Source organism: Thauera sp. 2A1 (genome assembly GCF_009469595.2).
Classification (GTDB): Bacteria; Pseudomonadota; Gammaproteobacteria; order Burkholderiales; family Rhodocyclaceae; genus Thauera.
Genome location: NZ_SSXV01000007.1, coordinates 122,634 through 148,072 on the forward strand (window position 1 = coordinate 122,634; position 25,439 = coordinate 148,072).

The 25,439-nt window shown below is 67.1% G+C and carries 23 protein-coding genes; 8 read left to right on the forward strand and 15 right to left on the reverse strand.

Features of this window, described 5'->3' with window-relative positions; genetic code table 11:
* Positions 1–20: 20 nt before the first annotated feature.
* The 7 genes from atpG to GH664_RS08925 are packed head-to-tail and all read right to left on the reverse strand — an operon-like array spanning position 21 to position 5,007.
* The gene (gene atpG, locus GH664_RS08895) at positions 21–890 is read right to left on the reverse strand and encodes a F0F1 ATP synthase subunit gamma (protein WP_153167776.1); all 870 of its coding nucleotides are present in this window, start codon (positions 888–890) and stop codon (positions 21–23) included.
* Between the two features lie 21 nt (positions 891–911).
* Positions 912–2,450, reverse strand: a complete 1,539-nt coding sequence (gene atpA, locus GH664_RS08900) for a F0F1 ATP synthase subunit alpha (protein ID WP_153167778.1) — start codon at positions 2,448–2,450, stop codon at positions 912–914.
* A 13-nt stretch (positions 2,451–2,463) separates the two neighbouring features.
* Positions 2,464–2,997 carry a F0F1 ATP synthase subunit delta gene (locus GH664_RS08905; RefSeq protein WP_153167780.1) on the reverse strand — a complete coding sequence of 178 codons (534 nt, stop codon included), beginning with the start codon at positions 2,995–2,997 and terminating at the stop codon, positions 2,464–2,466.
* Between the two features lie 3 nt (positions 2,998–3,000).
* A complete protein-coding gene (locus GH664_RS08910) occupies positions 3,001–3,474 on the reverse strand; it encodes a F0F1 ATP synthase subunit B (protein WP_153167782.1) in 474 nt (157 codons plus the stop codon).
* 32 nt (positions 3,475–3,506) lie between these two features.
* Positions 3,507–3,755, reverse strand: coding sequence for a F0F1 ATP synthase subunit C (atpE, locus tag GH664_RS08915; protein ID WP_153167783.1), 249 nt, complete (start codon positions 3,753–3,755; stop codon positions 3,507–3,509).
* A 56-nt stretch (positions 3,756–3,811) separates the two neighbouring features.
* Positions 3,812–4,663, reverse strand: a complete 852-nt coding sequence (gene atpB, locus GH664_RS08920) for a F0F1 ATP synthase subunit A (RefSeq protein ID WP_153167784.1) — start codon at positions 4,661–4,663, stop codon at positions 3,812–3,814.
* A 2-nt stretch (positions 4,664–4,665) separates the two neighbouring features.
* Positions 4,666–5,007, reverse strand: a complete 342-nt coding sequence (locus tag GH664_RS08925) for an ATP synthase subunit I (protein ID WP_153167845.1) — start codon at positions 5,005–5,007, stop codon at positions 4,666–4,668.
* A gap of 193 nt (positions 5,008–5,200) precedes the next feature.
* On the opposite strand from GH664_RS08925, the gene GH664_RS08930 reads away from it, so the two are divergent.
* Both GH664_RS08930 and GH664_RS08935 read left to right on the forward strand, forming a co-directional pair.
* Complete coding sequence (locus tag GH664_RS08930; RefSeq protein ID WP_153167785.1) at positions 5,201–7,084, forward strand: MFS transporter; 1,884 nt, start codon at positions 5,201–5,203, stop codon at positions 7,082–7,084.
* Between the two features lie 13 nt (positions 7,085–7,097).
* A complete protein-coding gene (locus GH664_RS08935; RefSeq protein WP_153167786.1) occupies positions 7,098–9,911 on the forward strand; it encodes a DUF2339 domain-containing protein in 2,814 nt (937 codons plus the stop codon).
* A 51-nt stretch (positions 9,912–9,962) separates the two neighbouring features.
* On the opposite strand, the gene GH664_RS08940 is transcribed toward GH664_RS08935, so the two are convergent.
* The 8 genes from GH664_RS08940 to GH664_RS08975 all read right to left on the reverse strand — a co-directional run bounded on the left by GH664_RS08940 (position 9,963) and on the right by GH664_RS08975 (position 20,317).
* Positions 9,963–10,814, reverse strand: coding sequence for a ParB/RepB/Spo0J family partition protein (locus GH664_RS08940; RefSeq protein WP_153167787.1), 852 nt, complete (start codon positions 10,812–10,814; stop codon positions 9,963–9,965).
* A gap of 14 nt (positions 10,815–10,828) precedes the next feature.
* Positions 10,829–11,599, reverse strand: a complete 771-nt coding sequence (locus GH664_RS08945) for a ParA family protein (protein WP_153167788.1) — start codon at positions 11,597–11,599, stop codon at positions 10,829–10,831.
* A gap of 319 nt (positions 11,600–11,918) precedes the next feature.
* The gene (rsmG, locus tag GH664_RS08950; RefSeq protein WP_153167789.1) at positions 11,919–12,572 is read right to left on the reverse strand and encodes a 16S rRNA (guanine(527)-N(7))-methyltransferase RsmG; all 654 of its coding nucleotides are present in this window, start codon (positions 12,570–12,572) and stop codon (positions 11,919–11,921) included.
* Positions 12,569–14,512 (reverse strand): tRNA uridine-5-carboxymethylaminomethyl(34) synthesis enzyme MnmG, encoded by a 1,944-nt coding sequence (gene mnmG / locus GH664_RS08955; protein ID WP_153167846.1) that lies wholly within the window; start codon positions 14,510–14,512, stop codon positions 12,569–12,571. Before mnmG ends, rsmG begins: the two co-directional genes overlap by 4 nt.
* Before the next feature lie 241 nt (positions 14,513–14,753).
* Complete coding sequence (locus GH664_RS08960) at positions 14,754–16,760, reverse strand: acyl CoA:acetate/3-ketoacid CoA transferase (protein ID WP_153167790.1); 2,007 nt, start codon at positions 16,758–16,760, stop codon at positions 14,754–14,756.
* Between the two features lie 21 nt (positions 16,761–16,781).
* Positions 16,782–18,179 carry a GntP family permease gene (locus tag GH664_RS08965; protein WP_153167791.1) on the reverse strand — a complete coding sequence of 466 codons (1,398 nt, stop codon included), beginning with the start codon at positions 18,177–18,179 and terminating at the stop codon, positions 16,782–16,784.
* A 181-nt stretch (positions 18,180–18,360) separates the two neighbouring features.
* Complete coding sequence (locus GH664_RS08970; protein ID WP_153167792.1) at positions 18,361–19,761, reverse strand: sigma-54-dependent Fis family transcriptional regulator; 1,401 nt, start codon at positions 19,759–19,761, stop codon at positions 18,361–18,363.
* Between the two features lie 85 nt (positions 19,762–19,846).
* The gene (locus GH664_RS08975; protein WP_153167847.1) at positions 19,847–20,317 is read right to left on the reverse strand and encodes an Lrp/AsnC family transcriptional regulator; all 471 of its coding nucleotides are present in this window, start codon (positions 20,315–20,317) and stop codon (positions 19,847–19,849) included.
* Positions 20,318–20,582: 265 nt separating this feature from the next.
* Here GH664_RS08975 and leuA point away from each other — a divergent pair, with 265 nt between their 5' ends.
* The 6 genes from leuA (at position 20,583) to GH664_RS09005 (ending at position 25,388) form a co-directional block, all read left to right on the forward strand.
* Entirely contained in the window at positions 20,583–22,307 is a 1,725-nt protein-coding gene (gene leuA / locus GH664_RS08980; RefSeq protein ID WP_153167793.1) for a 2-isopropylmalate synthase, read from the forward strand.
* A 99-nt stretch (positions 22,308–22,406) separates the two neighbouring features.
* Entirely contained in the window at positions 22,407–22,655 is a 249-nt protein-coding gene (locus tag GH664_RS08985; RefSeq protein WP_153167794.1) for a hypothetical protein, read from the forward strand.
* A 146-nt stretch (positions 22,656–22,801) separates the two neighbouring features.
* Entirely contained in the window at positions 22,802–23,188 is a 387-nt protein-coding gene (locus GH664_RS08990; RefSeq protein ID WP_153167795.1) for a rhodanese-like domain-containing protein, read from the forward strand.
* A gap of 33 nt (positions 23,189–23,221) precedes the next feature.
* Entirely contained in the window at positions 23,222–24,664 is a 1,443-nt protein-coding gene (dbpA, locus tag GH664_RS08995) for an ATP-dependent RNA helicase DbpA (RefSeq protein WP_153167796.1), read from the forward strand.
* Between the two features lie 146 nt (positions 24,665–24,810).
* Positions 24,811–25,062, forward strand: coding sequence for a type II toxin-antitoxin system CcdA family antitoxin (locus GH664_RS09000; RefSeq protein WP_153167797.1), 252 nt, complete (start codon positions 24,811–24,813; stop codon positions 25,060–25,062).
* Positions 25,059–25,388 carry a CcdB family protein gene (locus tag GH664_RS09005; RefSeq protein ID WP_153167798.1) on the forward strand — a complete coding sequence of 110 codons (330 nt, stop codon included), beginning with the start codon at positions 25,059–25,061 and terminating at the stop codon, positions 25,386–25,388. The genes GH664_RS09000 and GH664_RS09005 overlap by 4 nt, the downstream gene beginning before the upstream one ends.
* Positions 25,389–25,439: the final 51 nt, after the last annotated feature.

The window sequence follows — 25,439 nt, forward strand, 5'->3', positions numbered from 1 at the left end:
ATCCTTAAATCAATAATCCGTTACACCGCGGCGGCGCCGCCGACGATTTCCGACAGCTCCTTGGTGATCGCGGCCTGACGGGTCTTGTTGTAGACCAGTTGCAGTTCGCCGATCACGTTCTTCGCGTTGTCGGAAGCGGCCTTCATTGCCACCATGCGCGCGCTCTGTTCGGATGCCATGTTCTCGGCCACGGCCTGGTACACCAGCGCCTCGACGTAGCGCACCAGCAGCTCGTCGATGACGACCTGCGGATCGGGCTCGTAGAGGTAATCCCACGAGCTGTCGGGCGTGCCCAGCTTTTCACCGGAGAGCGGCAGCAACTGCTCGAGCTGCGGCTCCTGCTTCATCGTGTTGATGAAGCGCGTGTAGGCGATGTAGACCGCGTCGAGCTCGTCGTTCTGGAACGCGTCGAGCATGACCTTGACCGGACCGATCAGCTTCTCCAGGTGCGGCGTGTCACCGAGTTGGGTGACGTTCGACACCACCTTCGCCCCCATGCGCTGCATGAAGCCCAGACCCTTGTTGCCGATGCAGCAGGCACGGATCTCGGACACGCCTGAGGACTGCCAGTCCTTCATGGCGTTCAGCGCGATACGCTGGACGTTGGTGTTGAGACCACCGCAAAGACCCTTGTCGGTGGTCACCAGGATCAGCCCCACCCGCTTGACCTGATCCTTGCGGACCAGGAAGGGGTGCTTGTAATCGGTCACATTGGCCTGGGACAGGTTCGCGGCGAGTCGGCGGACTTTCTCGGCAAAGGGACGGGCAGCACGCATCCGGTCCTGCGCCTTGCGCATCTTGGACGCGGCCACCATTTCCATGGCCTTGGTGATCTTGCGCGTGTTCTGCACGCTCTTGATCTTGGTACGGATTTCCTTACCGCTAGCCATATTCCGTCTCCGTCCGCGGCCTTAGGCCCAGCTCTTCTTGAACTCGGCGATCGCGGCAGCCAGAGCCTTCTCGCCGTCGGCGTCGAGCTCCTTGGAATCCATGATCTTGGAGACGAGAGCCGCGTTCTTGGTCTTCACGTATTGCTGCAGGCCATGTTCGAACGCCAGCACGCGCGACACATCGACATCGTCGAAGTAGCCGTTGTTCACCGCGTACAGGGTGATGGCCATTTCGGCGATCGACAGCGGCGCATACTGCTGCTGCTTCATCAGTTCGGTCACGCGGCGGCCGCGCTCGAGCTGCTTGCGCGTCGCGTCGTCGAGGTCGGAAGCAAACTGGGCGAATGCGGCGAGCTCGCGATACTGCGCGAGGTCGGTACGGATACCGCCGGACAGTTTCTTGATGACCTTGGTCTGTGCGGCGCCACCGACCCGGGACACCGAGATACCGGCGTTGATCGCGGGACGGATACCGGCGTTGAAGAGGTCGGTTTCCAGGAAGATCTGACCGTCGGTAATCGAGATCACGTTCGTCGGAACGAACGCGGACACGTCACCGGCCTGCGTCTCGATGACCGGCAGCGCGGTCAGCGAACCGGTCTTGCCCTTCACTTCACCGTTGGTGAACTTCTCGACGTACTCGGGATTCACGCGCGCGGCGCGCTCGAGCAGGCGGGAGTGCAGGTAGAACACGTCGCCCGGGTAGGCTTCACGGCCCGGCGGACGGCGCAGCAGCAGCGAAACCTGGCGGTAGGCCCAGGCCTGCTTGGTGAGGTCGTCATAGACGATCAACGCGTCCATGCCGCGGTCGCGGAAGTACTCGCCCATCGTGCAGCCGGCGTAGGCCGACAGGTATTGCATGGCGGCCGATTCGGAAGCGGTGGCGGCGACGACGATCGTGTATTCCATCGCGCCGTTCTCTTCCAGCTTGCGCACCACGTTGGCGACGGTCGAAGCCTTCTGGCCGATCGCAACGTAGACGCAGAACATGTTCTGGCCTTTCTGGTTGATGATCGCGTCGACCGCGACGGCGGTCTTGCCGGTCTGGCGGTCGCCGATGATCAGCTCGCGCTGGCCACGGCCGATCGGCACCATGGAGTCGACCGACTTCAGGCCGGTCTGCACCGGCTGCGAGACGGACTGGCGGGCGATCACGCCCGGCGCGACCTTCTCGATCTTGTCGGTGAGCTTGGCGTTGATCGGGCCCTTGCCGTCGATCGGCTGACCCAGCGCGTTCACCACACGGCCGACGAGTTCGGGGCCGACGGGCACTTCGAGAATGCGGCCGGTCGCCTTGACCGTGTCGCCTTCGGTGATGTGCTCGTATTCGCCGAGGACCACTGCGCCGACGGAATCACGCTCGAGGTTGAGCGCCATGCCGTAGGTGTTGCCGGGGAATTCCAGCATTTCGCCCTGCATGACGTCGGTCAGGCCGTGGACGCGGCAGATACCGTCGGTGACGGAGACCACCGTGCCCTCGTTGCGCGACGTGGCGGCGAGCTGCAGGTTCTGGATCCGGCTCTTAATCAGATCACTGATTTCAGAGGGGTTGAGTTGCATAGCTTTTATGCTCCTAGTTCTTTAGCGCAGCGGCCATGTTCGCGAGCTTGCCGCGGACCGAGGCGTCGATGACTTCGTCGCCGACGGCGATGCGGACCCCACCGATGAGCGCGGGATCGATGTGGACCTGCACGTTCAGTTTCGCCTTGAAGCGCGCTTCGAGGTCGGACTTGAGCGAGGCCAGCGTCGCATCGTCGAGGGGGAAGGCAGAGGCGATATCCGCCTCGAGGACGCCCTCGTGTTCGTTCTTGAGAGCAACGAACAGGTCACGGATCTCCGGAAGCACCTGCAGACGTTCGTTATCCACGAGCACGCGGACGAAGTTCTGCTGATCTGCGGACAGGGTCCCGGCCACATCCAGGACCAGCTTCACGAGCTGGTCGGCGGAGAGCTTGGGATCGTTGATGCATGCCCGCATGTTGGAATCGGCCGCCACGGAGGCGAGCCGATCCAGTGCATCCGACCAAGGCCCCAGCGCACCTGCCCCGCGGGCCAGCTCGAAGGCGGCATCCGCATAGGGGCGCGCGATGGTGACGTTCTCGGCCATGACTTATTGCAGTTCCTGTTTCAGGTTGGCGAGCAGTTCGGCATGCACCTGGGTGTTGATCTCACGGCGCAGGATCTTCTCTGCTCCGGCAACAGCCAGGTGGGCGACCTGGTCGCGCAGGGCTTCCTTGGCGCGCTGGGCGGCGGCACCGGCTTCGGCTTCCGCAGCTTCGCGCGCCTGGGCGACGATGCGGGAAGCCTCGGCACGGGCTTCGTCGATCAGTTGGCTCGCCTGCTTTTCAGCGGAGGCCCGCACGTCGCCCGCGGATTCGCGAGCCTTGCGCAGTTCCTCGACGACCTTCTTCTCGGCGAGAGCCAGATCGGTCTTGGCCTTGTCCGCAGCTGCCAGCCCGTCAGCGATCTTCTTCGCGCGCTCGTCGAGTGCCTTCACGATGGGCGGCCACACGAATTTCATCGTGAACCACGCCAGAATGAAGAACACAACGAGCTGGGCTATCAGGGTTGCGTTCAGATTCACGGTTTTCGCTCCTTAGAGGATTAAGGAGACGATTACTTCAGGATGAACGGGTTGGCGAACGCGAACATCATGGCGATACCGACACCGATCAGGAATGCGGCGTCGATCAGACCGGCCAGCAGGAACATCTTCGTCTGCAGGGCGTTCATCAGCTCAGGCTGGCGGGCCGAAGCTTCGAGGTACTTGGAACCCATGATGCCGATGCCGATACAAGCGCCGATGGCACCCAGACCGATGATCAGACCAGCAGCCAGAGCAACAAAACCCAGAACGTTTTCCATGACGACTCCTTAGTGAGGAAGGTGAGTTTAAAAACCAGGTACTGCGATGAAACGGGTTAGTGACCTTCGTGGGCCTGACCGATATACACCAGCGTCAGCATCATGAAGATGAAGGCTTGCAGGGTGATGATCAGGATGTGGAAGATCGCCCAGATGGTGCCGGCGACGACGTGACCGACCAGACCGAACACGGTGGCGGTGCTGCCGAGCAGCGCGATCAGGATGAAGATCAGCTCGCCGGCGTACATGTTGCCGAACAGTCGCATGCCGTGGGACACGGTCTTGGCGAGGAACTCGATCATCTGCATCAGGAAGTTGACCGGGTAGAGCAGCGGGTGGCTGCCGAACGGCGCAGTGAAGAGCTCATGCACCCAGCCCGACACGCCCTTGATCTTGATGTTGTAGTACAGGCACAGCAGTAGCACGCCGATCGACATGCCGAGCGTGGCCGACAGGTCGGCGGTCGGCACGACGCGCAGGTAGGCGTGAGCCGGATCGCCGCCGGCAGAGCCATAGACACCCGCCCAGATGCGCGGCAGCAGATCGACCGGCAGCAGGTCCATCGCGTTCATCAGGAAGATCCACACGAACACGGTCAGCGCCAGCGGAGCGACGAACTTGCGCGACTCGGCGCTGTGGATGATGCCCTTGGCCTGATCGGCCACCATATCCACGAGGATCTCGACGATACCCTGGAAGCGGCCGGGGACGCCGGAAGTCGCCTTGCGCGCCGCCATCCACAACAGGAAGACGGTCAGCAGGCCGATAGTGACGGAATAGAACAGCGAGTCCAGGTTGATGACGCTGAAATCGACGATGCTCTGCTGAGCATGGCCGGTGTTGTTCAGGTGCGTCAGGTGGTGGACGACGTATTCGGATGCGGTGGGAGCGTGCCCTTCTGTAGCCATGGTCAGGTCTTTACCAAAAATGCAAACAAATTCGCCTTGAGCGCCAGGATCAGTCCAATCAGCAGCGCTCCCCAGTGCAGGTCGGGGTAGAGGGCCCAGGCCAGCACCAACAGTCCCACGATCGAGGCGATCTTGAAGAACTCGCCTGCGACGAAGGCGGTCACCGTTGCAGTGCCCGTCCTGCGCGTGATGGCGCGCAGGCGCATGGCGAACATCCAGCTCGGCAACACACACGCGAACCCCGCGCAACCTGCCGAGATCGCTCCGCGCAGACCGAACAGCATGGCCGAGATCGCGATTGCGAGCAGAGTAGCACCCAACTGCAGCAGAACGGCTTTTAGCATCGGGTTCGACACCAGCACTTTCGAGGCGCTGGCGACCGCCAAAAATCCCGCGAATACTAGGGGTTAACCACAGCAAAGTCAAACCGATCTTGCGCTGCAACAGCATTTTTGCAACCGGTCGGAGCACGGACTTATATAAGACACAGGATAAGGCCGTTTGACACGGCAAGCGGGGTGTCGCGAACATGGCTGCATGAGCCGACAGTTCGACCTGATCACGCAGCGACGCTTCCTGCCCTTCTTCCTGACGCAGTTCCTGGGCGCCTTCAACGACAACGTGTACAAGAATGCGCTTGTCGTGCTGCTGACCTTCCAGTCGGTGCGCTACACGACGATGGCGCCGGGCGTGCTGGTCAACCTGTGCGCAGGGCTCTTCATCCTGCCCTTCTTCCTGTTCTCGGCCACCGCCGGACAGATCGCCGACAAGTACGAGAAGAGCCGCCTGATCCGCTTCACCAAGCTGCTGGAGATCGTCGTCATGCTGCTGGCGTGCGCCGCCTTCGCGCTCGACTCGCTGGGCCTGATGCTGGTGAGCCTGTTCCTGATGGGGGCACAGTCGACGCTGTTCGGCCCGGTGAAGTACGCCATCCTGCCGCAGCACCTGCGCGAGGACGAACTGGTGGGTGGCAACGCGCTGGTCGAGTCGGGCACGTTCATCGCCATTCTCATCGGCACGCTCGCGGGTGGCATCGTCATCGGCCTGCCGCATGGCACGCTGTGGGCTTCGATCGCGGTGGTGGCACTGGCGGTGCTCGGTTACCTCGCCAGCCGCGGCGTGCCGGTTGCACCAGCGGCGTCTCCCGATCTGCGCATCAACTGGAATCCGGTGACCGAGACTTGCCGCAACCTCGCGTTCACGCGCGGCAATCGCACCGTCTTCCTGTCCATCCTCGGCGTGTCGTGGTTCTGGTTCTATGGTGCGGTGTTCCTGTCGCAGTTTCCCGCCTATGCGAAGGACGTGCTGGGCGGCAATGAGCATGCGGTGGTGATGCTGCTGGCGGTATTTTCGGTGGGGATCGGCGTCGGCTCCCTGCTGTGCGAACGGCTGTCGGAGGGTCATGTGGAACTGGGCCTGGTGCCGTTCGGCTCCATCGGCATGTCGCTGTTCGCGCTCGACCTGTGGTGGTCGAGCCCGACCGCCGCGCTCGCCTCGGGCGGCGCATTGCCGCTGGCGACGGTGCTGGCGCAGCCGGGCGCGTGGCGCGCGCTGTTCGACCTCGTCGCGATCGGCATCTTCGGCGGCTTCTTCATCGTGCCGCTGTATGCGCTGATCCAGAGCCGCAGCGAGCCCGGGCACCGTTCTCGCATCATCGCCGGCAACAACATCCTCAATGCCCTGTTCATGGTCGTGGCCGCCGGCATGGGCGCCGGCCTGCTCGCGGCCGGCCTGTCAGTGCCGCAGCTCTTCCTCGTCACCGCGCTGTTGAATGCCGCGGTGGCGATCTACATCTACACTTTGGTGCCGGAGTTCCTGCTGCGCTTTGTCGTCTGGATGCTGGTGCACACCGTGTATCGGCTGCGCGTGCGCGGCATCGGCCAGGTGCCGGAAAGCGGCCCCGCGGTGATCGTGTGCAACCATGTCAGCTTCGTGGATGCGCTGGTGATCATGGCGGCATGCCGGCGGCCGATCCGCTTCGTGATGGACCATCGCATCTTCCGCACGCCGATGCTGCGCTTCGTGTTCCGCGAAAGCCGTGCCATCCCGATCGCACCGGCGAAGGAAGACCTGCGCAAGATGGAGCGCGCCTTCGACCTCGTCGCCGAGGCGCTGCAAGCGGGGGAAGTGGTGGGCCTGTTTCCGGAAGGCCAGATCACTGGCGACGGCGAGCTCCAGCCCTTCCGCCCCGGCATTGCCCGCATCGTCGAGCGCACGCCGGTGCCGGTGGTGCCGATGGCCCTGCGCGGCCTGTGGGGCAGCTTCTTTTCGCGCAAGGATGGCCCGGCGATGACGCGGCCGCTGCGCCGAGGCCTCTTCAGCCGCATCGAACTTGTGGTGGGCGAAGCGCTGGCGCCCGAGGCCGCCACGCCGGCCGCCCTGCAGCAGCAAGTGGCGACGCTGCGCGGCGACTGGCGCTGACGGGAGGCGAGAGATGAAGACCGTGCTGTGGATCGTCGTGGGCGCCGCACTGGGCGTGATGGGCGGAGCGGCTGGCGCCGTCGCGGGCGCAGTTCTCGGCGGCATGGTGGCGAGCCTGCTCGCCGAGCGGCGGGAAACCGGCGCCCGGCTCGAGGTGCGCCTCACGGCGCTCGAGCGGGAACTGGCGACACTGCGGCGCCGGTCATCCGCCACGGCGGACTCCGCCCTTGCTGACGCGGCGGCAACCGTCGATATCGGCGCGGTCTCGGCAGCAAGCTCGGCTGCCGCCACGGTCACTCAGCCCGCACCCGATTCACCCGCCCCGGAGGCGCCCGGGCCGGGACCTCGTCCGCCTGCGCCGCTGCAAGCCGCGCCCGCCGCTGGGGGTAGCGCCTTGCCGGGCGGCACGGAGAGGGATGGAACATCGGCAGATGCCGCACCTGCTGCACAGATCGACCTCGATGCGCTCTACATGCGCCTGCGCAACTGGCTGTTCGGCGGCAACACGCTGGTGCGGGTCGGCATCCTGGTGCTGTTCTTCGGTCTCGCCTTCCTGGCGCGCTACGCGGTCGAACACGCCCTGCTGCCGCCGGTGCTGCGCGTTGCGGGCTTTGCGCTCGCCGGTTGTGTGCTCGGCGCCCTGGGCTGGCGGCTGCGCGAGCGGCGCCGCGGCTACGCGCTGAGCCTGCAGGGCGGCGGCATCGCGGTGCTGTACCTGACCGCCTTTGCCGCGTTGCGTCTGTACGGTCTGCTGTCGGCCGAGGCGACCTTCGGCATCCTGCTGGCGCAGGTCGGCGTCGCCGCCTGGCTCGCGGTGCGGCAGGATGCGCCGGTGCTGGCAATCATCGGCACCGCCGGCGGCTTCGCCGCGCCCATCCTCGCTTCCACCGGCGCGGGCGACCATGTGCAGTTGTTTACCTACTACGCCATCCTCGATGCCGGCGTGCTGGTGCTGGCCTGGCGCAAGGCCTGGCGCGGCCTCAACCTGACCGGCTTCGTGTTCACCTTCCTGATCGGCCTCGCCTGGGGCGCACAGTTCTACCACCCTTGGCACTACGCCAGCACCCAGCCCTTCCTGATCCTGTTCGCGCTGATGTACGTCGCCGCAGCGGTGGCCTACGCCTGGAAGCGCGAGCCCGCGTTGCGCGACCCGGTCGACGGCACGCTGGTGTTCGGCGTGCCGGTGGTGGGCTTCGGCCTGCAGGCGGCGCTGGTGCAGGGCATGCCGGATGCGCTGGCATGGAGCGCGGCGGCGGCCGGCACCTTCTACCTCGGCCTCGCCGCCGTGCTGCACCGCCTGCGCCAGACGCGACTCGAGCTGCTGGTGGCGAGTTTCACCGCGATCGGCATCGCCTTCCTCACCCTGGCGCTGCCGCTCACCTTCGACGGACGCTGGAGCGCAGCGGCCTGGGCGCTGGAAGGTGCGGCGCTGTGGTGGGTGGCGATCCGCCAGCAGCGCCGGCTGGCAGGCGCTGCGGCGCTGCTGCTGCAGGCCGGCGCCGGCGTCCTGTTTGCGGCCGACCTGATGCAGAACGATGTGCCGCGCACGCTGCCGCTGCTCAACAGCGCCTTCCTCGGCACCGCCATGATCGCCGGCGCAGGCTTCGCCAGCGCCTGGTTCGCGGCGCGGCCAGGCGCGCGAAGCGCAGCGGGAGTGGGAGTGGGAGTGGGAGTGGGAGCGGCTCCGCAGCGCTGCGGCAACACTCTGCTGGTATGGGCCTGGCTGTGGTGGCTGGGCGGCGCCTGGGACGAGATCGTCGCGCACCTGGCCACCGGCACCCAGCCGGCCGCCCTGCTGCTCGCCTTCGCCGTCAGCGGCGTGCTCGCCAGCGCGATCGCAGCCAGGCTGCAGTGGCCGGGGCTGATGCGCGGCGCGTTGCTGCCACTGGCAGGCATGGCGATCGCGCTGACCCAGGTCTTCGGCTACGGCGTGCCGCCCCTCGCCAATGGCGGCTGGCTGGCCTGGCCGCTGGGCCTCGCCCTGCATCTGGCCAGCCTGCGCCTGGCCGATCGCAAGCTCGACGCGCCACACCGCTTCGCGTTCGGGCATGCGGCGGGGGTCTGGGTGCTGGCGCTCGCATTGTCGCAGGAGCTGGGCCAACGGCTGGCGCCCCTGCCGCTGGGCGACGGCTGGAAGCTGGGCGCCTTCGCCCTGCCGCCCGCGCTGCTGCTGACCGCACTGGCCTTGGCCGCGCGCAGCACCGCCTGGCCACTCGAGCGCTGGCGCACGAGCTACCTCGCCGGCGGTGCCGCACCAGTGGCCGCTGCGCTGGCGCTGTGGTCGGCGGCGATCCACCCTTTCGGCGCCGGCGCGCCCGATCCGCTGGGCTACCTGCCGCTGCTCAACCCGATGGACCTGACGCTGGCGCTGGCGCTGGGCGCCGTGGCACTGTGGCTGCAACGTGCCGGCGACCTCCTCGCCCGCTTCGCCGATCCGCTGTCGCGTCTGCAGGCAGTCCTTGCCACCTTCGCCTTCATCGCCGCCAACGCCGCGCTGCTGCGCGCGGTGCATCGCTACACCGGCACGCGCTGGGATCTGCGTGCGCTCCTCGCGCTCGACACGACGCAGGCGGCGCTGTCGCTGTTCTGGGCTGTGCTCGGCCTGGGCCTGATGCTGCTGGCGAACCGGCGCGCCAGCCGCATGATGTGGCTCACCGGCGCCGGCCTGATGGTGGCGGTGGTGGGCAAGCTGTTCCTGGTGGACATGGCGGCCAGCGGCGCGCTGGCGCGCATCGTGTCCTTCATCGGCGCCGGGCTGCTGTTACTGGTGGTGGGCTATTTCTCCCCGCTGCCACCGAAACGGGAGGATGCCACCGGCGTGCGCTGAATCGGCCGCCGTCGCGCGCGCGCCGGCTTGCGGGCGCTGCGGCCCCGGGGCTCAGCGCAGGCGGCCGAGCAGGCCGTCGAGCTGGTCCAGGCTGCCGAAGCGGATGGTGACTTCGCCAGCGCCTTTCTTGTTGGCCTTGATCTTCACCGTGGCGCCGATGGCATCGGCGATTTCCTCTTCCAGCCGCAGCAGGTCGCGGTCGGGCGCTGCCGCGGCCTTCTTCTGCCGCGGGTTGAGCACCTGCTGCACCAGGCGCTCGGTGTCGCGCACCGACAGTTGCCGGGCGGCGACGAGGTTGGCGAGCTGGATCTGGTTGGCGCCGTCGAGCGGCAGCAGTGCGCGCGCATGCCCCATGTCGATGTCGCCGGCCATCAGCAGTTCCTGCACCGGCCGGGCGAGGTTGAGCAGGCGCAGCAGGTTGGAGGCCGCCGGGCGCGAGCGGCCCACCGCGTCAGCCGCCTGCTGGTGGGTCATGGCGAACTCGTCGATCAGGCGCTGGATGCCGCTGGCTTCTTCGAGCGGATTGAGGTCCTCGCGCTGGATGTTCTCGATCAGCGACATCGCCAGCGCGGCTTCGTCGGGGATCTCGCGCACCAGGCAGGGCACGTCGTCCAGGCCGGCGATCTGCGCCGCGCGCCAGCGGCGCTCGCCGGCAATGATCTCGTAGCGATCGTCGTCGATCGGCCGCACCAGGATGGGCTGCATGACGCCCTGTGCCTTGATCGAGGCCGCCAGTTCCTCGAGCGAGCCCGGATCCATGCGCGTGCGCGGCTGGTACTTGCCGGGCTGCAGTGCCGCGGTGGCCAGCGTCTGCAGCGCGCTCTTCTCGGCTTCGTCGTCGTGGTTGGCCGCGAGCAGCGCATCCAGGCCGCGACCGAGGCCCTTGAGTTTGGGTTTGTTCATGTCCTGACCAGCATTCAGAGCGTCTTGACGCGCTCGATCATTTCGTTGGCGAACGCCATGTAGGCCTGTGCGCCCTTGGCGCCGCGATCGAACACCACGCCGGGCAGGCCGTGGCTGGGCGCTTCGGCCAGGCGCACGTTGCGCGGCACGATGGCGCGGAAGACCTTGTCGCCGAAGTGCGATTCGAGCTGGGCGGAGACCTGCTGCTGCAGGGTCATGCGCGGGTCGAACATGACGCGCAGCAGGCCGATGATCTTGAGCTCGCGGTTGAGGTTGGCGTGCACCTTCTTGATCGTGTTGACGAGGTCGGACAGGCCTTCGAGCGCGTAGTACTCGCACTGCATCGGGATGATGACGCCATGGGCACCGCACAGGCCGTTGAGGGTGAGCATGGACAGCGAAGGCGGGCAGTCGATGAGCACGAAGTCGTAGTCGGCATCGAAGGCGCGCAGCGCGTCGCGCAGACGCTTTTCGCGGTTGTCGAGGTTGACGAGTTCGACTTCGGCGCCGGCGAGGTCGCGGTTGGCGGGCAGGACATCGTAGCCGCCGGATTCGGACTTGACCCGCACTTCGTCGAGGGTGGCGAGGCCGACGAGCAGGTGGTAGACGGATTTTTCCAGCGCGCGCTTGTCGACGCCGCTGCCCATGGTGGCGTTGCCCTGCGGGTCGAGGTCGACGAGCAGGGTGCGCTGGCCGGCCAGTTGCAGCGCGGCAGCGAGGTTGACGCAGGTGGTGGTCTTGCCCACCCCGCCTTTCTGGTTGGCGACGCAGAAGATTCGGGCCATGTGGCTTCAGCTTGTTCCAGTTGCAAAGGGGCCGCGCTCAGCGGGGAACCCGGAGTTTACTTCAATGCGGCAGTGCAGCAGCCCGATGGAGGCCTGAATCCGAAGGCGATCGGTGCGATGTGCCTCGAATCCGGTCTGGTGTCGGGCGAGGCGCTCCACGTCCTGCCGCTACGCGGCCGAGGGCGCGGCGGAGGCCACGTAAATGCGCGCCCTCGCTGCGCTCGGGACTCGGACAGTGCTCGTCCGCTCCACGCCTCGCCCGACACCAGACCTGCAGCCTTCCTCTCTCCCGCCCGCGAGAAAGCCTTCGGTTGAAGTGTCATGCCCTTTCGATGACCAGCAGATGACGCTCCGCATCCAGCCCCGGCACGCTCAGCGCATGCACTGCCGTCACCGCCCAGCCCGCCGGCAACGCTTCGACCTCATCGGCCGGATGCACGCCCTTCATCGCGTACAGTGCGCCGCCCTCCCCGAGCAGATGGCCGGAGAGGTTCACGAAGTCGGCCAGGCTGGAGAAGGCGCGCGAGATCACCCCATCGGCCGCGCCGCCGGGCAGGCGGTCGGGCGTCACCTTTTCCACGCGCTCGTTGATGACGCTGAAGTTGCCCAGTTGCAGCTCGATCCTGGCCTGCTGCTGGAAGCTCGCCTTCTTGTTCACCGTCTCGATCGAATTCACGATCAGGCCGCTGCGCACGATCGCCAGCGGGATGCCGGGCAGGCCGCCGCCGGAGCCGATGTCGGCCAGGCGCTCGACCTGCGCCAGATGCGGCAGCACCGCGAGCGAATCGAGCAGGTGATGGGTGACGACTTCGCGCGGGTCGCGGATGGCGGTGAGGTTGTAGACCTTGTTCCACTTCAGCAGCAGTTCGCCGAAGGCGAGCAGGCGGTCGACCGTTTCCTGCGGCAGCACCAGGCCGAGCGCGGCGATGCCGTCGGCGAGCTGGCGCGCGTGAGCGGCGAGCGCGCCGCTCACGCCGAGCGCCTCTGCTCGGCCGCCGCGGCCGAACCCGCTTCTTCGCGCGTGCCGGCGCGCGCCGCCAGGTCGCGGCGCTTGAGCCAGACCAGCAGCAGCGAGATCGCCGCCGGGGTCACGCCCTGGATGCGGCCGGCCTGGCCGATGGTCTCGGGCTTGTGCAGGTTGAGCTTCTGCTGCACCTCACGCGACAGGCCGCGCACCTGGGTGTAGTCGAGCGCTTCGGGCAGGCGGGTGGCTTCGGCCTGGGCCTGGCGGGCGACCTCTTCCTGCTGACGGTCGATGTAGCCCTGGTACTTGGCAGCGATCTCGAGTTGCTCGACAACTTGCGGGTCGGTCTCGGGGGCGTCCGGCGCGCCGGGCAGGCTCATCAGCGCGGCATAGGTGGTTTCCGGGCGGCGCAGCAGGTCGAAGTAGCGGTATTCGCGCTCCAGCGCCTTGCCGACGACGCGTTCGGCTTCCTCGGCCGGGATGCGGTCGGGCAGCGCCCAGGTCGCCTTCAGGCGCGCGGTCTCGCGCTCGATGGCCTCGCGCTTGGCGCAGAACGCCGCCCAGCGCAGGTCGTCGACCAGGCCGAGCTCGCGACCTTTCTCGGTCAGGCGCAGGTCGGCGTTGTCTTCGCGCAGGCTGAGGCGGTATTCGGCGCGCGAGGTGAACATGCGGTAGGGGTCGGACACGCCGCGGGTGATGAGGTCGTCGACCAGCACGCCGAGGTAGGCCTCGTCGCGGCGCGGGCACCAGGGCTCGCGGCCCTGCACCTGCAGCGCAGCGTTGGCGCCAGCGAGCAGGCCCTGCGCGGCGGCCTCCTCGTAGCCGGTGGTGCCGTTGATCTGGCCGGCAAAGAACAGGCCGGCGATCGATTTCGTTTCCAGGCTGGACTTGAGGTTGCGCGGGTCGAAGAAGTCGTACTCGATCGCGTAGCCCGGGCGCAGGATGTGCGCGTTCTCCAGCCCGCGGATGCTGCGCACCACCTGCAACTGCACGTCGAAGGGCAGCGAGGTGGAGATGCCGTTGGGGTAGATCTCGTGCGTGTCCAGGCCTTCGGGCTCGAGGAAGACGTTGTGGCTGTCCTTGTCGGCGAAGCGGTGGATCTTGTCCTCGATCGACGGGCAGTAGCGCGGCCCCACGCCTTCGATCACGCCGGAATACATCGGCGAGCGGTCGAGGTTGGCGCGGATGATGTCGTGCGTGGCGGCGTTGGTGCTGGTGATCCAGCACGGCAACTGGCGCGGATGCTGCGCCGCCGAGCCGAGGAAGCTGAACACCGGCACCGGATCGTCGCCTGGCTGCTCGGTCATCACCGAGAAATCGATCGTGCGCGCATCGAGCCGCGGCGGCGTGCCGGTCTTGAGCCGGCCTTGCGGCAGCTTGAGCTCCTTCAGGCGCTGGCCGAGCGACACCGCAGGCGGATCGCCGGCGCGGCCGGCCGAATAATGCTGCAGGCCGACGTGGATCAGGCCGTTGAGGAAGGTGCCCGCGGTCAGCACCACCGCCGGGGCCTCGAAACGCAGGCCGATCTGAGTGACGACACCGGTGACGCGGTCGCCGCTCACCAGGAGGTCGTCCACCGCCTGCTGGAACAGCCACAGGTTGGGCTGGTTCTCGAGCCGACGACGGATCGCCGCCTTGTACAGGACGCGGTCGGCCTGGGCGCGGGTGGCGCGCACCGCCGGTCCCTTGGAAGCGTTGAGGATGCGGAACTGGATGCCGCCCTCGTCGGTGGCCGCCGCCATCGCACCGCCGAGCGCATCGACCTCCTTCACCAGGTGGCCCTTGCCGATGCCGCCGATCGACGGATTGCAGCTCATCGCCCCCAGCGTCTCGATGTTGTGGGTGAGCAGCAGCGTGGCCGCGCCCATGCGCGCCGCGGCGAGCGCAGCCTCGGTGCCGGCATGGCCGCCACCGACCACGATGACATCGAAACGGGTGGGGTAGAGCATGGACTGCGTGGATTGATGCTGCATGATGCGGCGCAAGAAACCTGATCGGGGCAGGCTCCGGATTGTACGCGCAGATGCCCCGCCGGCCTAGTGTTCCGCACTCATGTTCCACGATTTTTCACATGTTAAACATGAGCTTATTTCCCCCTTCCGGCCGTTTTCGCAGACGCCCCGCGTCGCCTGCGAGGCTGGCCCACTACGCTGCCGACGGCGCGACGGGCCGGCCTGGCAAGGCAGGGTCCTATGACCCGCCGCGCAGCCCGCCTTCGGCCTCGTCGGCCCGCTCGTAGATGCGTGGTGCGATGGCGTGCTTCTCCAGCGCCTCGCCCAGCTTCATGCGCAGGAAGGTGTTGGCGGTGTAACGGGTGACCGCGTTGTAGTGGCGGTCCATCAGGCCCTTGACCATGCCGATGTAGTCATCCACCAGCTCCGGCGTGATGGAGAAGCGGTCGTAATTGACGATCGCGTCCACCTTGTGGCCGACCGGCGCGAGCGCGGCATCGACGGCGCGCATGATGCGCACGATGTCGCCTTCGCTGCGCACCGCGAGACCTTCGAAATTGACGAAGAAGAGGTTCTGCTGCGGGTCGTACGACAGGCGGCGCTCGAGCGGGATGTCCAGCAGTTCGCGGCGCAGCCCCATCGGTTCGTCGCGGAAGATGCGCGGGTCCATCGGCACCGGCGGCCGCTTCATGACCGGCACGAAGTCCATGTGGTCGAGGATGTCCTTCTGCAGGTCCACGCCGGGAGCGATCTCGATGAGCTCCAGCCCTTCATCGCAGAGCTGGAACACGCAGCGCTCGGTGACGTAGAGCACCTTCTTGCCCCATTTCGCCGCCTGGGCACCGCTGAAGGTGCGGTGTTCGACCTGGTCGACGAACTTCCTCGCCTTGCCGTCCTCGAGGATGGCCAGTTCGCCGTCGCGCAGCGCGATCTGCAGCTTGCCGGCGGTGAAGGTGCCGACGAACACGACCTTCTTGGCGTTCTGCGAGATGTTGATGAAGCCGCCGGCCCCCGCCAGGCGCGGCCCGAACTTCGACACGTTGAGGTTGCCTTCGCGGTCGGCCTGCGCCAGCCCGAGGAAGGCGATGTCCAGCCCGCCGCCGTCGTAGAAGTCGAACTGGCTGGGCTGGTCGATGATGGCCTGGGCGTTGGTGGCCGCGCCGAAGCTGAGGCCGCCGGCCGGCACGCCGCCGATGACGCCGGGTTCGGCAGTGAGCGTCATCAGGTCGATGACCTGCTCCTCGGTGGCCACGCTGGCCAGCCCTTCCGGCATGCCGATGCCGAGGTTCACCACCGCGTTGGCCTTCAGCTCCAGCGCGGCGCGGCGGGCGATGATCTTGCGTTCGCTCATCGGCATCGCGACGAGCGCCGACATCGGCACCCGGATCTCGCCCGCATAGGCCGCGCTGTAGGGCTCGACGAAAGTCTGCATGTGGTATTCGGGCTTCTCCGCCACCACCACGCAATCGACCAGCACGCCGGGGATCTTCACCTGGCGCGGGTTGAGCGTGCCGCGCTCGGCGATGCGCTCGACCTGCACGATGACGATGCCGCCGGAGTTGCGCGCCGCCATCGCGATCGCCTGCGCCTCCAGCGTCAGCGCCTCCTTCTCCATCGTGACGTTGCCGTCCGGGTCGGCGGTGGTGCCGCGGATGATGCCGACGTTGATCGGGAAGGCCTTGTAGAACAGGTACTCGTCGCCGTCGATCTCCATCACGCGGACGAGGTCGCGGGTGGTCATCGCGTTGAGCTTGCCGCCGCCGAAGCGCGGATCGACGTAGGTGCCCAGCCCGACGCGGGTGAGCGTGCCGGGCTTGCCGGCGGCGATGTCGCGGAACAGGTGGCTGATGACGCCCTGCGGCAGGTTGTAGGCCTCGATGCGGTTCGACACCGCCAGTTGCTGCAGCTTGGGCACCAGGCCCCAGTGGCCGCCGATCACGCGGCCGACGAGGCCGTCGTGGCCGAGGTGGTTGAGGCCGCGCTCCTTGCCGTCGCCCTGCCCGGCGGCATAGACGAGCGTCAGGTTGCGCGGGCTGCCCAGGCCCTGCAGGTCGGTGGCCTCGCCTTCGAGGAAGCGCTCCTCGAGGGCGACGGCGATGTTCTCGGGAAAGCCGATGCCGACGAAGCCGCCGGTGGCGACGGTGTCGCCGTCCTTGATGAGGCGCACGGCATTGCGGGCGGAAACGATCTTGCCGGTGTCGGACGCGCGCAGCGTCTCGGCGATCGGATGGTGAGCGAGCGACATGACGGGTCTCCTCCTCGTTGCTCAGACCAGGCCGGTGGCGTAATAGACCCCGATCACCACGAACACCGCCAGCGTCTTGATGCAGGTGACGGCGAAGATGTCCTTGTACGACTGGCGATGGGTCAGGCCGGTGACGGCGAGCAGCGTGATCACCGCGCCGTTGTGCGGCAGCGTGTCCATGCCGCCGGAGGCCATCGACGCCACGCGGTGGAACACTTCGAGCGGAATGCCGGCGGCCTGGGCGTTGGCGATGAAGGTGTCGGCCATCGCCGCCAGCGCGATGCCCATGCCACCCGAGGCCGAGCCGGTGATGCCGGCCAGCGAGGTCACCGTGATCGCCTCGTTGATGAGCGGATTCGGGATGGCGCCGAGCGCGTTGGCGACGACGAGGAAGCCCGGCAGCGCGGCGATCACCGCGCCGAAGCCGTATTCCGACGCGGTGTTCATGGTGGCCAGCAGCGCGCCGGCGATGGCGCCCTTGCTGCCTTCGGCGAACTTGGCGATCACGGTACGGCCGGCGAACACGAACACCGTGGCGATGCCCAGCAGCAACGCCCCTTCCACCGCCCAGATGGCCGCGACCGCCTTGGTCTGCTGCACCACCGGCGCCGCCTTGCCGATGACCGCCGGCACGAAGGACACCTTCTCGCCGTACAGCAGCGGAATGGCGCTGGTGAGGACCTTGTTCATCACCCCGACCATCACCAGCGGCAGGATGGCGATCAGCGGATGCGCCAGCTTCTCGTGCTCGAAAGGCTCGGGCTCGTTGGCATGGCCCGTGCCGTAGCCCTCGCCGGCCGCGGCGGCGCGGCGGCGGGCCGTCTCCAGGTACAGCATGCCGAGCGCGAAGATGAACAGCGCGCCGATGATGCCGAGCCAGGGCGCGGCATAGATGTCGGTCTTGAAGAAAGTGGTGGGGATGATGTTCTGGATCTGCGGCGTGCCCGGCAGCGAATCCATGGTGAAGGTGAAGGCACCGAGCGCGATGGTGCCCGGGATCAGGCGCTTGGGAATGCCGCCCTGGCGGAACATCTCGGCGGCGAACGGATACACCGCGAACACCACCACGAACAGCGACACGCCGCCGTAGGTGAGCAGCGCGCAGACGATGACGATGGACAGCATCGCGCGCTGGTGGCCGATCAGCTTGATCACCGAGGCGACGATCGCCTTGGAGAAGCCCGACAGCTCGATCACCTTGCCGAACACCGCGCCAAGCAGGAAGACGGGGAAGAAGTTCTTCACGAAGCCGACCATCTTGTCCATGAACAGGCCGGTGAACATCGGCGCGACCAGGTTCGGATCGACGAAGAGCACGGCGCCGAGCGCGGCGATCGGGGCGAAGAGGATGACGCTGTAGCCGCGATAGGCGACGAACATCAGGAATGCGAGTGAAGCCAGTACGACAAGGAAGTCCACTTTGTTGTCTCCTCGAGCGGTTATGAACTGAAGCGTCTCTCTTCAGCACGTGCCGTGCCAGGAAGATCAAGTCATTGAAAAATCAATAAATTACGGGACTTTTCCGACGCTTGACCGCATCGGGTTGTCCGCCACGCCGGACAAGGTGTCCGCATCGGCGGACAGCACCGTCCGCCGCCGGCTACAGCCCCAGCGCGGCGATCTTCTCGTACAGCGCAGCGCGCGAAATGCCGAGCAGGCGGGCGGCCTGGGCCTTGTTGCCGTGGCAGCGATCGATCGCGGCGGCGATCGCATGGCGCTCGGCGTGCGCCACCGCTTCGGCCAGGCCGACGGCGTCCGCGCCAGCGCGCCCGGTGGCAGGCGCCGGCGCGGTGGGCGGCGGCATCACCCGCTCCAGGTCCGCCGCTTCCAGCACATCGCCATCGCTCATCAGCAGCGCCCGTTCGAGCACGTTGGACAGCTCGCGCACGTTGCCCGGCCAGGCGTGGCGGCGCAGCCGCTCGATGGCGTCGGCGCTGATGCCGCGCACCGGCATGCCCTGGCGACGGCAGATCTGCTCCACCAGATATTCGGCCAACAGCGGCAGGTCTTCCATGCGCTCACGCAGCGGCGGCGTCTCGAGCCGGATGACGTTCAGGCGGTAGTAAAGGTCGGCACGAAACGTCCCTTCTGCCACCATCTTCTCCAGGTCGCGGCTGGTGGCGGCGATGACCCGCACATCGGCCGTCTCCAGCCGGTTCGAGCCGACGGCCTCGAACTCCCGTTCCTGCAGCGTGCGCAACAGCTTCGCCTGCAGCGTGAGCGACATGTCGCCGATTTCGTCGAGGAACAGGGTGCCGCCGTCGGCCAGCTTGAACTTGCCTTCGCGCCCGCGCCGGTCAGCGCCGGTATACGCGCCTGGCGCCACGCCGAAAAACTCGGCCTCGAGCAGGGTCTCGGGCACGGCCGCGATATTGACCGCGACGAAAGGTCCGGCCGCGCGCGGGCTGGCGGCGTGGATGGCCTGCGCCAAGAGTTCCTTGCCGGTGCCGGTCTCGCCCACGATGAGCACCGACGATGCGGTGCGCGCCGCCCGCCGCGCCGCGCCCTTCAGTTCGGCGCAGGCCGGCCCGACGCCGACGAAGCTGGCGAACGAATAGCGCGTGCGCCGCTCGGCGACGAGCTTGCGCTCGGCCTCGGCGAGGTCGGCGCGCAGACGCTGGAAGCGCGCCACCACCGGCGTCAGATGGCGCGGATCGTCGTACAGCATGAAGCCGACCGCGCCCACCACCTTACCCGCCGCATCGCGCAGCGGCAGGCGGGTGACGACGAAGGCCTCGTCGCCGAAATCCATGATGTCCACCATGATGGGGCGTCCGGACTCGACCACCTGCCGCATCTGGCTGTTGGGAATCACTTCCTCGATCGGCCGGCCGATCACCGCAGCCGGGTCGTCCAGGCCCAGCCGGCCCGGATAGCGATCGCTCATCCACACCACCCTGGCGTCGGCATCGACGATCACCGCGCCCTCGCAGAGGTCGGCGAAATGCGAAAGAAGCGATTGCGACGCCAGCTCGCGCAATGTTTCGCCGCGACTCGTCATCGGTCTGTCTCCCCCATCGTTTCTCGTTGTGTGCAAGAGGATAGCCCCCGCGCTGACGGAACGCAGCACGCGTGCGACCAGGTTCTCATCCCGCGCCCAGCGGCAACGCCGTCTTCGCAATCACCCGTCGCAGCACGAAGCTCGAATGCACGCCGGTGACGCCGGGAATGCGGGTGATGCGGTTGAGCAGCAGCTCCTGGTAGGCATCCATGTCGGCCACCACCACCTTCAACTGGTAGTCGGCGGCCTGGCCGGTGATCAGCAGGCATTCGAGCACTTCCGGAATGGCGGCGATTTCCGCCTCGAAATGCGTGAAGCGCTCCGGGGTGTGGGCGTCCATCGAGATGTGGATGAGCGCCATCAGCGACAGGCCGAGCTTCTTGGCGTCGAGCAGCGCACGGTAGCCGGTGATGAGGCCGGATTCTTCCAGCGCGCGCAGCCGGCGCAGGCAGGACGAGGGCGACAGCGCGATGCGGTCGGCGAGATCCTGGTTGCTGATGCGGCCGTCCTGCTGCAGCACGTCGAGGATCTGGCGGTCGTAGCGGTCGAGTTGCATCGGGTGTGCTCCGGTCGGGCGTGACATGGGCTGCGCCGTAGGGCCGGCTTCAGCCGGCCGCATCGGATACGGGCGCAAAAGGCCGGCTGAAGCCGGCCCTACGGCTGCTGACAGCCTTCATGGATGAATATTGCGCCAATTTCTTTTTCCGTGCATGACTATTGCGAATGACGGCTCATTTGACGATCACATTGCAATCGTCTGTCGCATCGGGCGGCGTAAGATTTCGTCCATCGAATCACGCCATGCCCACGAGGACCGCGCCATGATGTTGCACAACCCCGCCGCCAAGTACCGCCCCTTCGCTCCGATCGCGCTCGCCGACCGCCAGTGGCCGAACAAGGTCATCGACCGTGCGCCGATCTGGATGAGCACCGACCTGCGCGACGGCAACCAGGCGCTGTTCGAGCCGATGAACGTCGAGCGCAAGATGCGCATGTTCCGCACGGTGTGCGACATCGGCTTCAAGGAGATCGAAGTCGGCTTCCCGTCCGCGTCGCAGACCGACTTCGACTTCGTGCGCCAGCTCATCGAGGGCGGCCACATCCCGGCCGACGTCACCATCCAGGTGCTCACCCAGGCGCGCGAGGACCTCATCCGCCGCACGATGGAGTCGGTGCGCGGGGCACCGCGGGCGATCATCCACGTCTATAACGCCACCTCGCCGACTTTCCGCGAAGTGGTGTTCGGCATGGAGAAGCCACAGGTGGTGGCGCTCGCGGTGTCGGCGGTGCGTCTGATCAAGCAGATCGCGGCCGACATGCGCGCTGACTGCGGCACCGAGATCCGCCTCGAATACAGCCCGGAGACCTTCTCCGCCACCGAGCTCGATTTCGCCAAGGAAGTCTGCGACGCCGTCACCGCCGAATGGGGCGCGACGCCCGACAACAAGGTCATCATCAACCTCCCCGCGACGGTCGAGGTGTCGACGCCCAACGTGTATGCCGACCAGGTCGAGTGGATGCACCGCAAGCTCGCCCGCCGCGACAGCGTGGTGCTCTCGCTGCACCCGCACAACGACCGCGGCAGCGGCATCGCCGCCGCCGAGCTCGGCATGATGGCCGGCGCCGATCGCGTCGAAGGCTGCCTGTTCGGCAACGGCGAGCGCACCGGCAACGTCGACATCGTCACCCTCGCCTTGAACATGTACACGCAGGGCGTGTCGCCCGGGCTCGACTTCTCCGACATCAACGCCGTCGCGCGCACCGTCGAGTACTGCAACCAGTTGCCGATCCACCCACGCCACCCCTATGTGGGAGATCTCGTGTTCACCGCCTTTTCCGGCTCCCACCAGGACGCCATCAAGAAGGGATTCGCCGCCCAAAAGGCGCGCGAGGGTGAAACGGTTCAATGGAACGTGCCCTACCTCCCGATCGACCCCGCCGACGTCGGCCGCAGCTACGACTCGGTGATCCGGGTGAACAGCCAGTCGGGCAAGGGCGGCATCGCCTACCTGCTCGAGACGGAGCATGGCATCGTGATGCCGCGCAGGCTGCAGGTGGAGTTCTCGCGCGAGGTGCAGCAGGTGACCGACGCCACCGGTGGCGAGATGAGCGCGGCCGACATCTGGGCGCTGTTCAGCCGCAGCTATCTCGATCCGGCCGCGCCGTTGCGCTATGTCGAGCACCACCTGTTCGAGCACGATCAGGCCCAGGGCGTACGCCTCGTGGTGGAGATAGCCGGCATGCGCCACCTGCTCGTCGGCGAGGGCAACGGCCCGATCGATGCGACGGTGCACGCGCTGCGCAGTGCCGGCATCCATGTGCAGGTGCGCAGCTACGAGGAACGCTCGATCACGCCGAGCGAGGACGGCGGCAATGCAAAGGCCTGCGCCTTCGTCGAGCTCACGCCGGAAGACGGCAGCCGCGGCGACCGCTACGGCGTGGGCATCGACGGCAACATCATCACCGCATCGATCCGCGCCATCGTCAGCGGCGTGAACCGCCTCCAGGCAGGCGGCAGCGAGGCACAGCAGACGCTCGCAGCCTGAGCGCGCGCTGCGGCCTCCGTCGCCGGGACATGCGCTTTTGCGCCCCCGGCGACGTGCTACGCTGAATGTGGCGCGTCATCGATGGGAGGAGGCAGCGCGATGGACAAGACCTGGATTCCCGCAGCCTATGGACTCAAGGAACAGCCCGGCATCTACGACACCGGCACCGGCGCCATCGAGATCATCGAGGCCAACCCGGGCTTTCCCGGGATCCAGCGCGTGACCATCCGCAGCTATTGCGGCAGGAGCGGGGACGACCGCCGTTTCTACCGCCTCACCAGCGACCCACAGCGCATCTTTACCACGCTGGAAGAAGCCGTCGCGGCGCGACCGGTGCGGCTCACCTGAGCACGCAGGCACTGCACCCGCCGCCATTCGCCTCCGGGTGGCCGTGGTCGCCTTCGTCGCGAGATGAATTAGAATGCGCTTATATTTTTGGCGCAACGCCTCAGCCGCCAACGTCTCAGCCGCTCACTTTCCCGCCGGAGAAATCGATGTTCAAGCCTGCTCACGAACTGGTCCTGGAAGCGAAGAAATCCGTCCGCGAATGCAGCCCGGATCAGCTCCACGCGCTGCTCACCGTGCCGAACACCCTGCTCATCGACGTCCGCGAAGCGGATGAATATCGTCAGGGCCACATCGCCGGCGCGGTGAACATACCGCGCGGCGTGCTCGAATTCCGCCTGTCCGGCGAACCGTCGCTGCAGGACGTGGCGCGCCCGATCATCGTCTACTGCAAGACCAGCGGCCGTGCGGCACTCTCGGTCGTCGCCATGCACAGCATGGGGTTCAGCAACGTGACTTCCGTCGCCGGCGGCTTCGACGCCTGGGTGGCGGGCAATCACCCGGTCGCGAAACCACGCGACATCGCCTTCGAGTAAACGCGCCCGGGGCCTGTGGCCCGATAATGGCGCATGACCACCTCCACACCACCGCTTTCCCTCACCGACGCGCCGCCACTTTCCGACGCCGCGCGCCCCTTCGACGACCTGCCGCTGACCGCCGCCATGCTGGCGGCGGTGAGGCAGCTCGGCTACCTGACGATGACGCCGATCCAGGCCGCGAGCCTGCCGGTGGCGCTGGCCGGGCGCGACCTGATCGCGCGCGCGAAGACCGGCAGCGGCAAGACGGTGGCGTTCGCGCTGCCACTGCTGGCGCGGCTGGATACGCGCAACTTCGCGGTGCAGGCGATGGTGCTGTGCCCGACACGCGAGCTGGCCGATCAGGTGACGCAGGAGATCCGCCGCCTGGCGCGCTTCGCCGACAACATCAAGGTGCTGTCGCTGTGCGGCGGCACGCCGATCCGCCCGCAGGTGGCGAGCCTGGAGCATGGTGCCCACGTCGTCGTCGGCACGCCGGGGCGCATCATGGACCACCTGCAGCGCCGCAGCCTGAAGCTGGCGGCGCTGTCCACGCTGGTGCTGGACGAAGCCGACCGCATGCTCGACATGGGCTTTCACGACGACATCGTGTTCGTCGCCGAGCACTGCCCGGCCCAGCGCCAGACGCTGCTTTTCTCCGCCACCTATCCGGAAGGCATCGCCGAGCTGGCGCAGCGCTTCCAGCGCGACCCCGAAGAGGTGACGCTCGCCGAGCAGCACGCCGACAGCAAGATCCGCCAGCGCTTCTACGAAATCGAGCACGCGCAACGGCTGCAGGCGGTGGCTGCGCTGCTGCGGCACTTCCGCCCGGAGCGCACGCTCGCGTTCTGCAACACTCGCCAGCAGTGCCGCGACCTCGTCGAGCTGCTGCGCGCGCAGGGCTTCCACGCGCTGGCGCTGCACGGCGACATGGAGCAGCGCGAGCGCGACCAGGTGCTGATCCGCTTCGCCAACCGCAGTTGCTCGGTGCTGGTGGCGACTGACGTCGCCGCGCGCGGCCTCGACATCGCCCAGCTCGAGGCGGTGATCAACGTCGACATGACGCCCGACCCCGAAGTGCATATCCACCGCATCGGCCGCACCGGTCGCGCCGACGAGGCGGGCTGGGCGCTGTCGCTGTGCAGCACCGTCGACCGCCGCCGCGTGGCCGCGATCGCGCAGCTCAGCGGCATCGAGCCGGAATGGCACGACCTCGCCGAACTGCCGGCCGGCGAAGATGCGCCGCTGGTGCCGCCGATGGTGACGCTGCAGATCCTCGGCGGACGCAAGGACAAGATCCGCCCCGGCGACGTGATGGGCGCCCTGGGCGGCGAGGCCGGACTGACGCGCGAGCAGGTCGGCAAGATCACCGTGGCCGATCAATCCACCTATGTGGCGGTGGCACGCGACGTCGCGCCTCAGGCCGTGCGCCGGCTCGCCGCCGGCAAGCTCAAGGGGCGCACGGTGAAGGTTCGGGTGCTGGACGACGCGGACTGAAGCGTCGGCAGGAAGGCTGCAGATCCCGCTTCAGGACGGCATAGCGCGCGAAGGGTCCGACGGTCGGAGGCTCGACGAGCCTCCGCATTCATGGTGCGCTTCCTTCGCCCGTCGAATGCGCATACCATGCGCACAGGAGGTACCCGATGCAAACTGCCCGACCTGCCCGCGCGCTCAAGCGTCCAGTCAATCTGCTGCTGAACGAGGCGACCGTTGAACAGGCGCGCCATTTCACCGCCAACCTGTCGGCAACGGTCGATGCGCTCCTTGCCGACTACGTCGCACGGCAGATCGATGCGCAACGTAGTCGCGCGCAACGTAGCGACGCCGTCGCGGAGGCATGGAATCGCTTCAACGCCGAGCATGGCGGCTTCGCCGACGAACACTCGACGCTGTGAAGCAGTTCGACGTCTTCCGCAATGCGGGGCGCAACCGCAGCGCCATCCCTTACGTCGTCGTCGTGCAATCGTCCTGGTTCGACAGATCGCAGCGCCGGGTCGTCGTGCCGCTCGTTTCGCTCGATGTGCTCGAACGCACCGTGCGTCTGCCGCGTTCCGCGATCAATCCCGAGTTCACGATCGAAGGCCACCGGGTCGTATTGCATCCGCTCGAGATCGTCTCGGTCCCTGTCGAAACGCTGCATGAACACGTCGCTTCCCTGGCCGAGGACGGCGACACCATCATCGCGGCGCTCGATGAACTCTTCTCGCGAGCATGGGCCTGACGCATCCGCCCGCGCTCGCCAAACAAGACAGGATCATTGCGGCAGGTGCGC

Coding starts and splice junctions, on each gene's coding strand:
- GH664_RS08990 (WP_153167795.1), top strand. CDS start 22,802: ATGTTCAAGCCTGCTCACGAACTGGTCCTGGAAGCGAAGAAATCCGTC.
- atpG (WP_153167776.1), bottom strand. CDS start 890: ATGGCTAGCGGTAAGGAAATCCGTACCAAGATCAAGAGCGTGCAGAAC.
- GH664_RS08940 (WP_153167787.1), bottom strand. CDS start 10,814: ATGAACAAACCCAAACTCAAGGGCCTCGGTCGCGGCCTGGATGCGCTG.
- GH664_RS08930 (WP_153167785.1), top strand. CDS start 5,201: ATGAGCCGACAGTTCGACCTGATCACGCAGCGACGCTTCCTGCCCTTC.
- GH664_RS08985 (WP_153167794.1), top strand. CDS start 22,407: ATGGACAAGACCTGGATTCCCGCAGCCTATGGACTCAAGGAACAGCCC.
- atpA (WP_153167778.1), bottom strand. CDS start 2,450: ATGCAACTCAACCCCTCTGAAATCAGTGATCTGATTAAGAGCCGGATC.
- GH664_RS08905 (WP_153167780.1), bottom strand. CDS start 2,997: ATGGCCGAGAACGTCACCATCGCGCGCCCCTATGCGGATGCCGCCTTC.
- GH664_RS09000 (WP_153167797.1), top strand. CDS start 24,811: ATGCAAACTGCCCGACCTGCCCGCGCGCTCAAGCGTCCAGTCAATCTG.
- GH664_RS08970 (WP_153167792.1), bottom strand. CDS start 19,761: ATGACGAGTCGCGGCGAAACATTGCGCGAGCTGGCGTCGCAATCGCTT.
- atpE (WP_153167783.1), bottom strand. CDS start 3,755: ATGGAAAACGTTCTGGGTTTTGTTGCTCTGGCTGCTGGTCTGATCATC.
- GH664_RS08925 (WP_153167845.1), bottom strand. CDS start 5,007: ATGCTAAAAGCCGTTCTGCTGCAGTTGGGTGCTACTCTGCTCGCAATC.
- GH664_RS08935 (WP_153167786.1), top strand. CDS start 7,098: ATGAAGACCGTGCTGTGGATCGTCGTGGGCGCCGCACTGGGCGTGATG.
- GH664_RS08945 (WP_153167788.1), bottom strand. CDS start 11,599: ATGGCCCGAATCTTCTGCGTCGCCAACCAGAAAGGCGGGGTGGGCAAG.
- mnmG (WP_153167846.1), bottom strand. CDS start 14,512: ATGCTCTACCCCACCCGTTTCGATGTCATCGTGGTCGGTGGCGGCCAT.
- dbpA (WP_153167796.1), top strand. CDS start 23,222: ATGACCACCTCCACACCACCGCTTTCCCTCACCGACGCGCCGCCACTT.
- atpB (WP_153167784.1), bottom strand. CDS start 4,663: ATGGCTACAGAAGGGCACGCTCCCACCGCATCCGAATACGTCGTCCAC.
- GH664_RS08960 (WP_153167790.1), bottom strand. CDS start 16,760: ATGTCGCTCGCTCACCATCCGATCGCCGAGACGCTGCGCGCGTCCGAC.
- GH664_RS08975 (WP_153167847.1), bottom strand. CDS start 20,317: ATGCAACTCGACCGCTACGACCGCCAGATCCTCGACGTGCTGCAGCAG.
- leuA (WP_153167793.1), top strand. CDS start 20,583: ATGATGTTGCACAACCCCGCCGCCAAGTACCGCCCCTTCGCTCCGATC.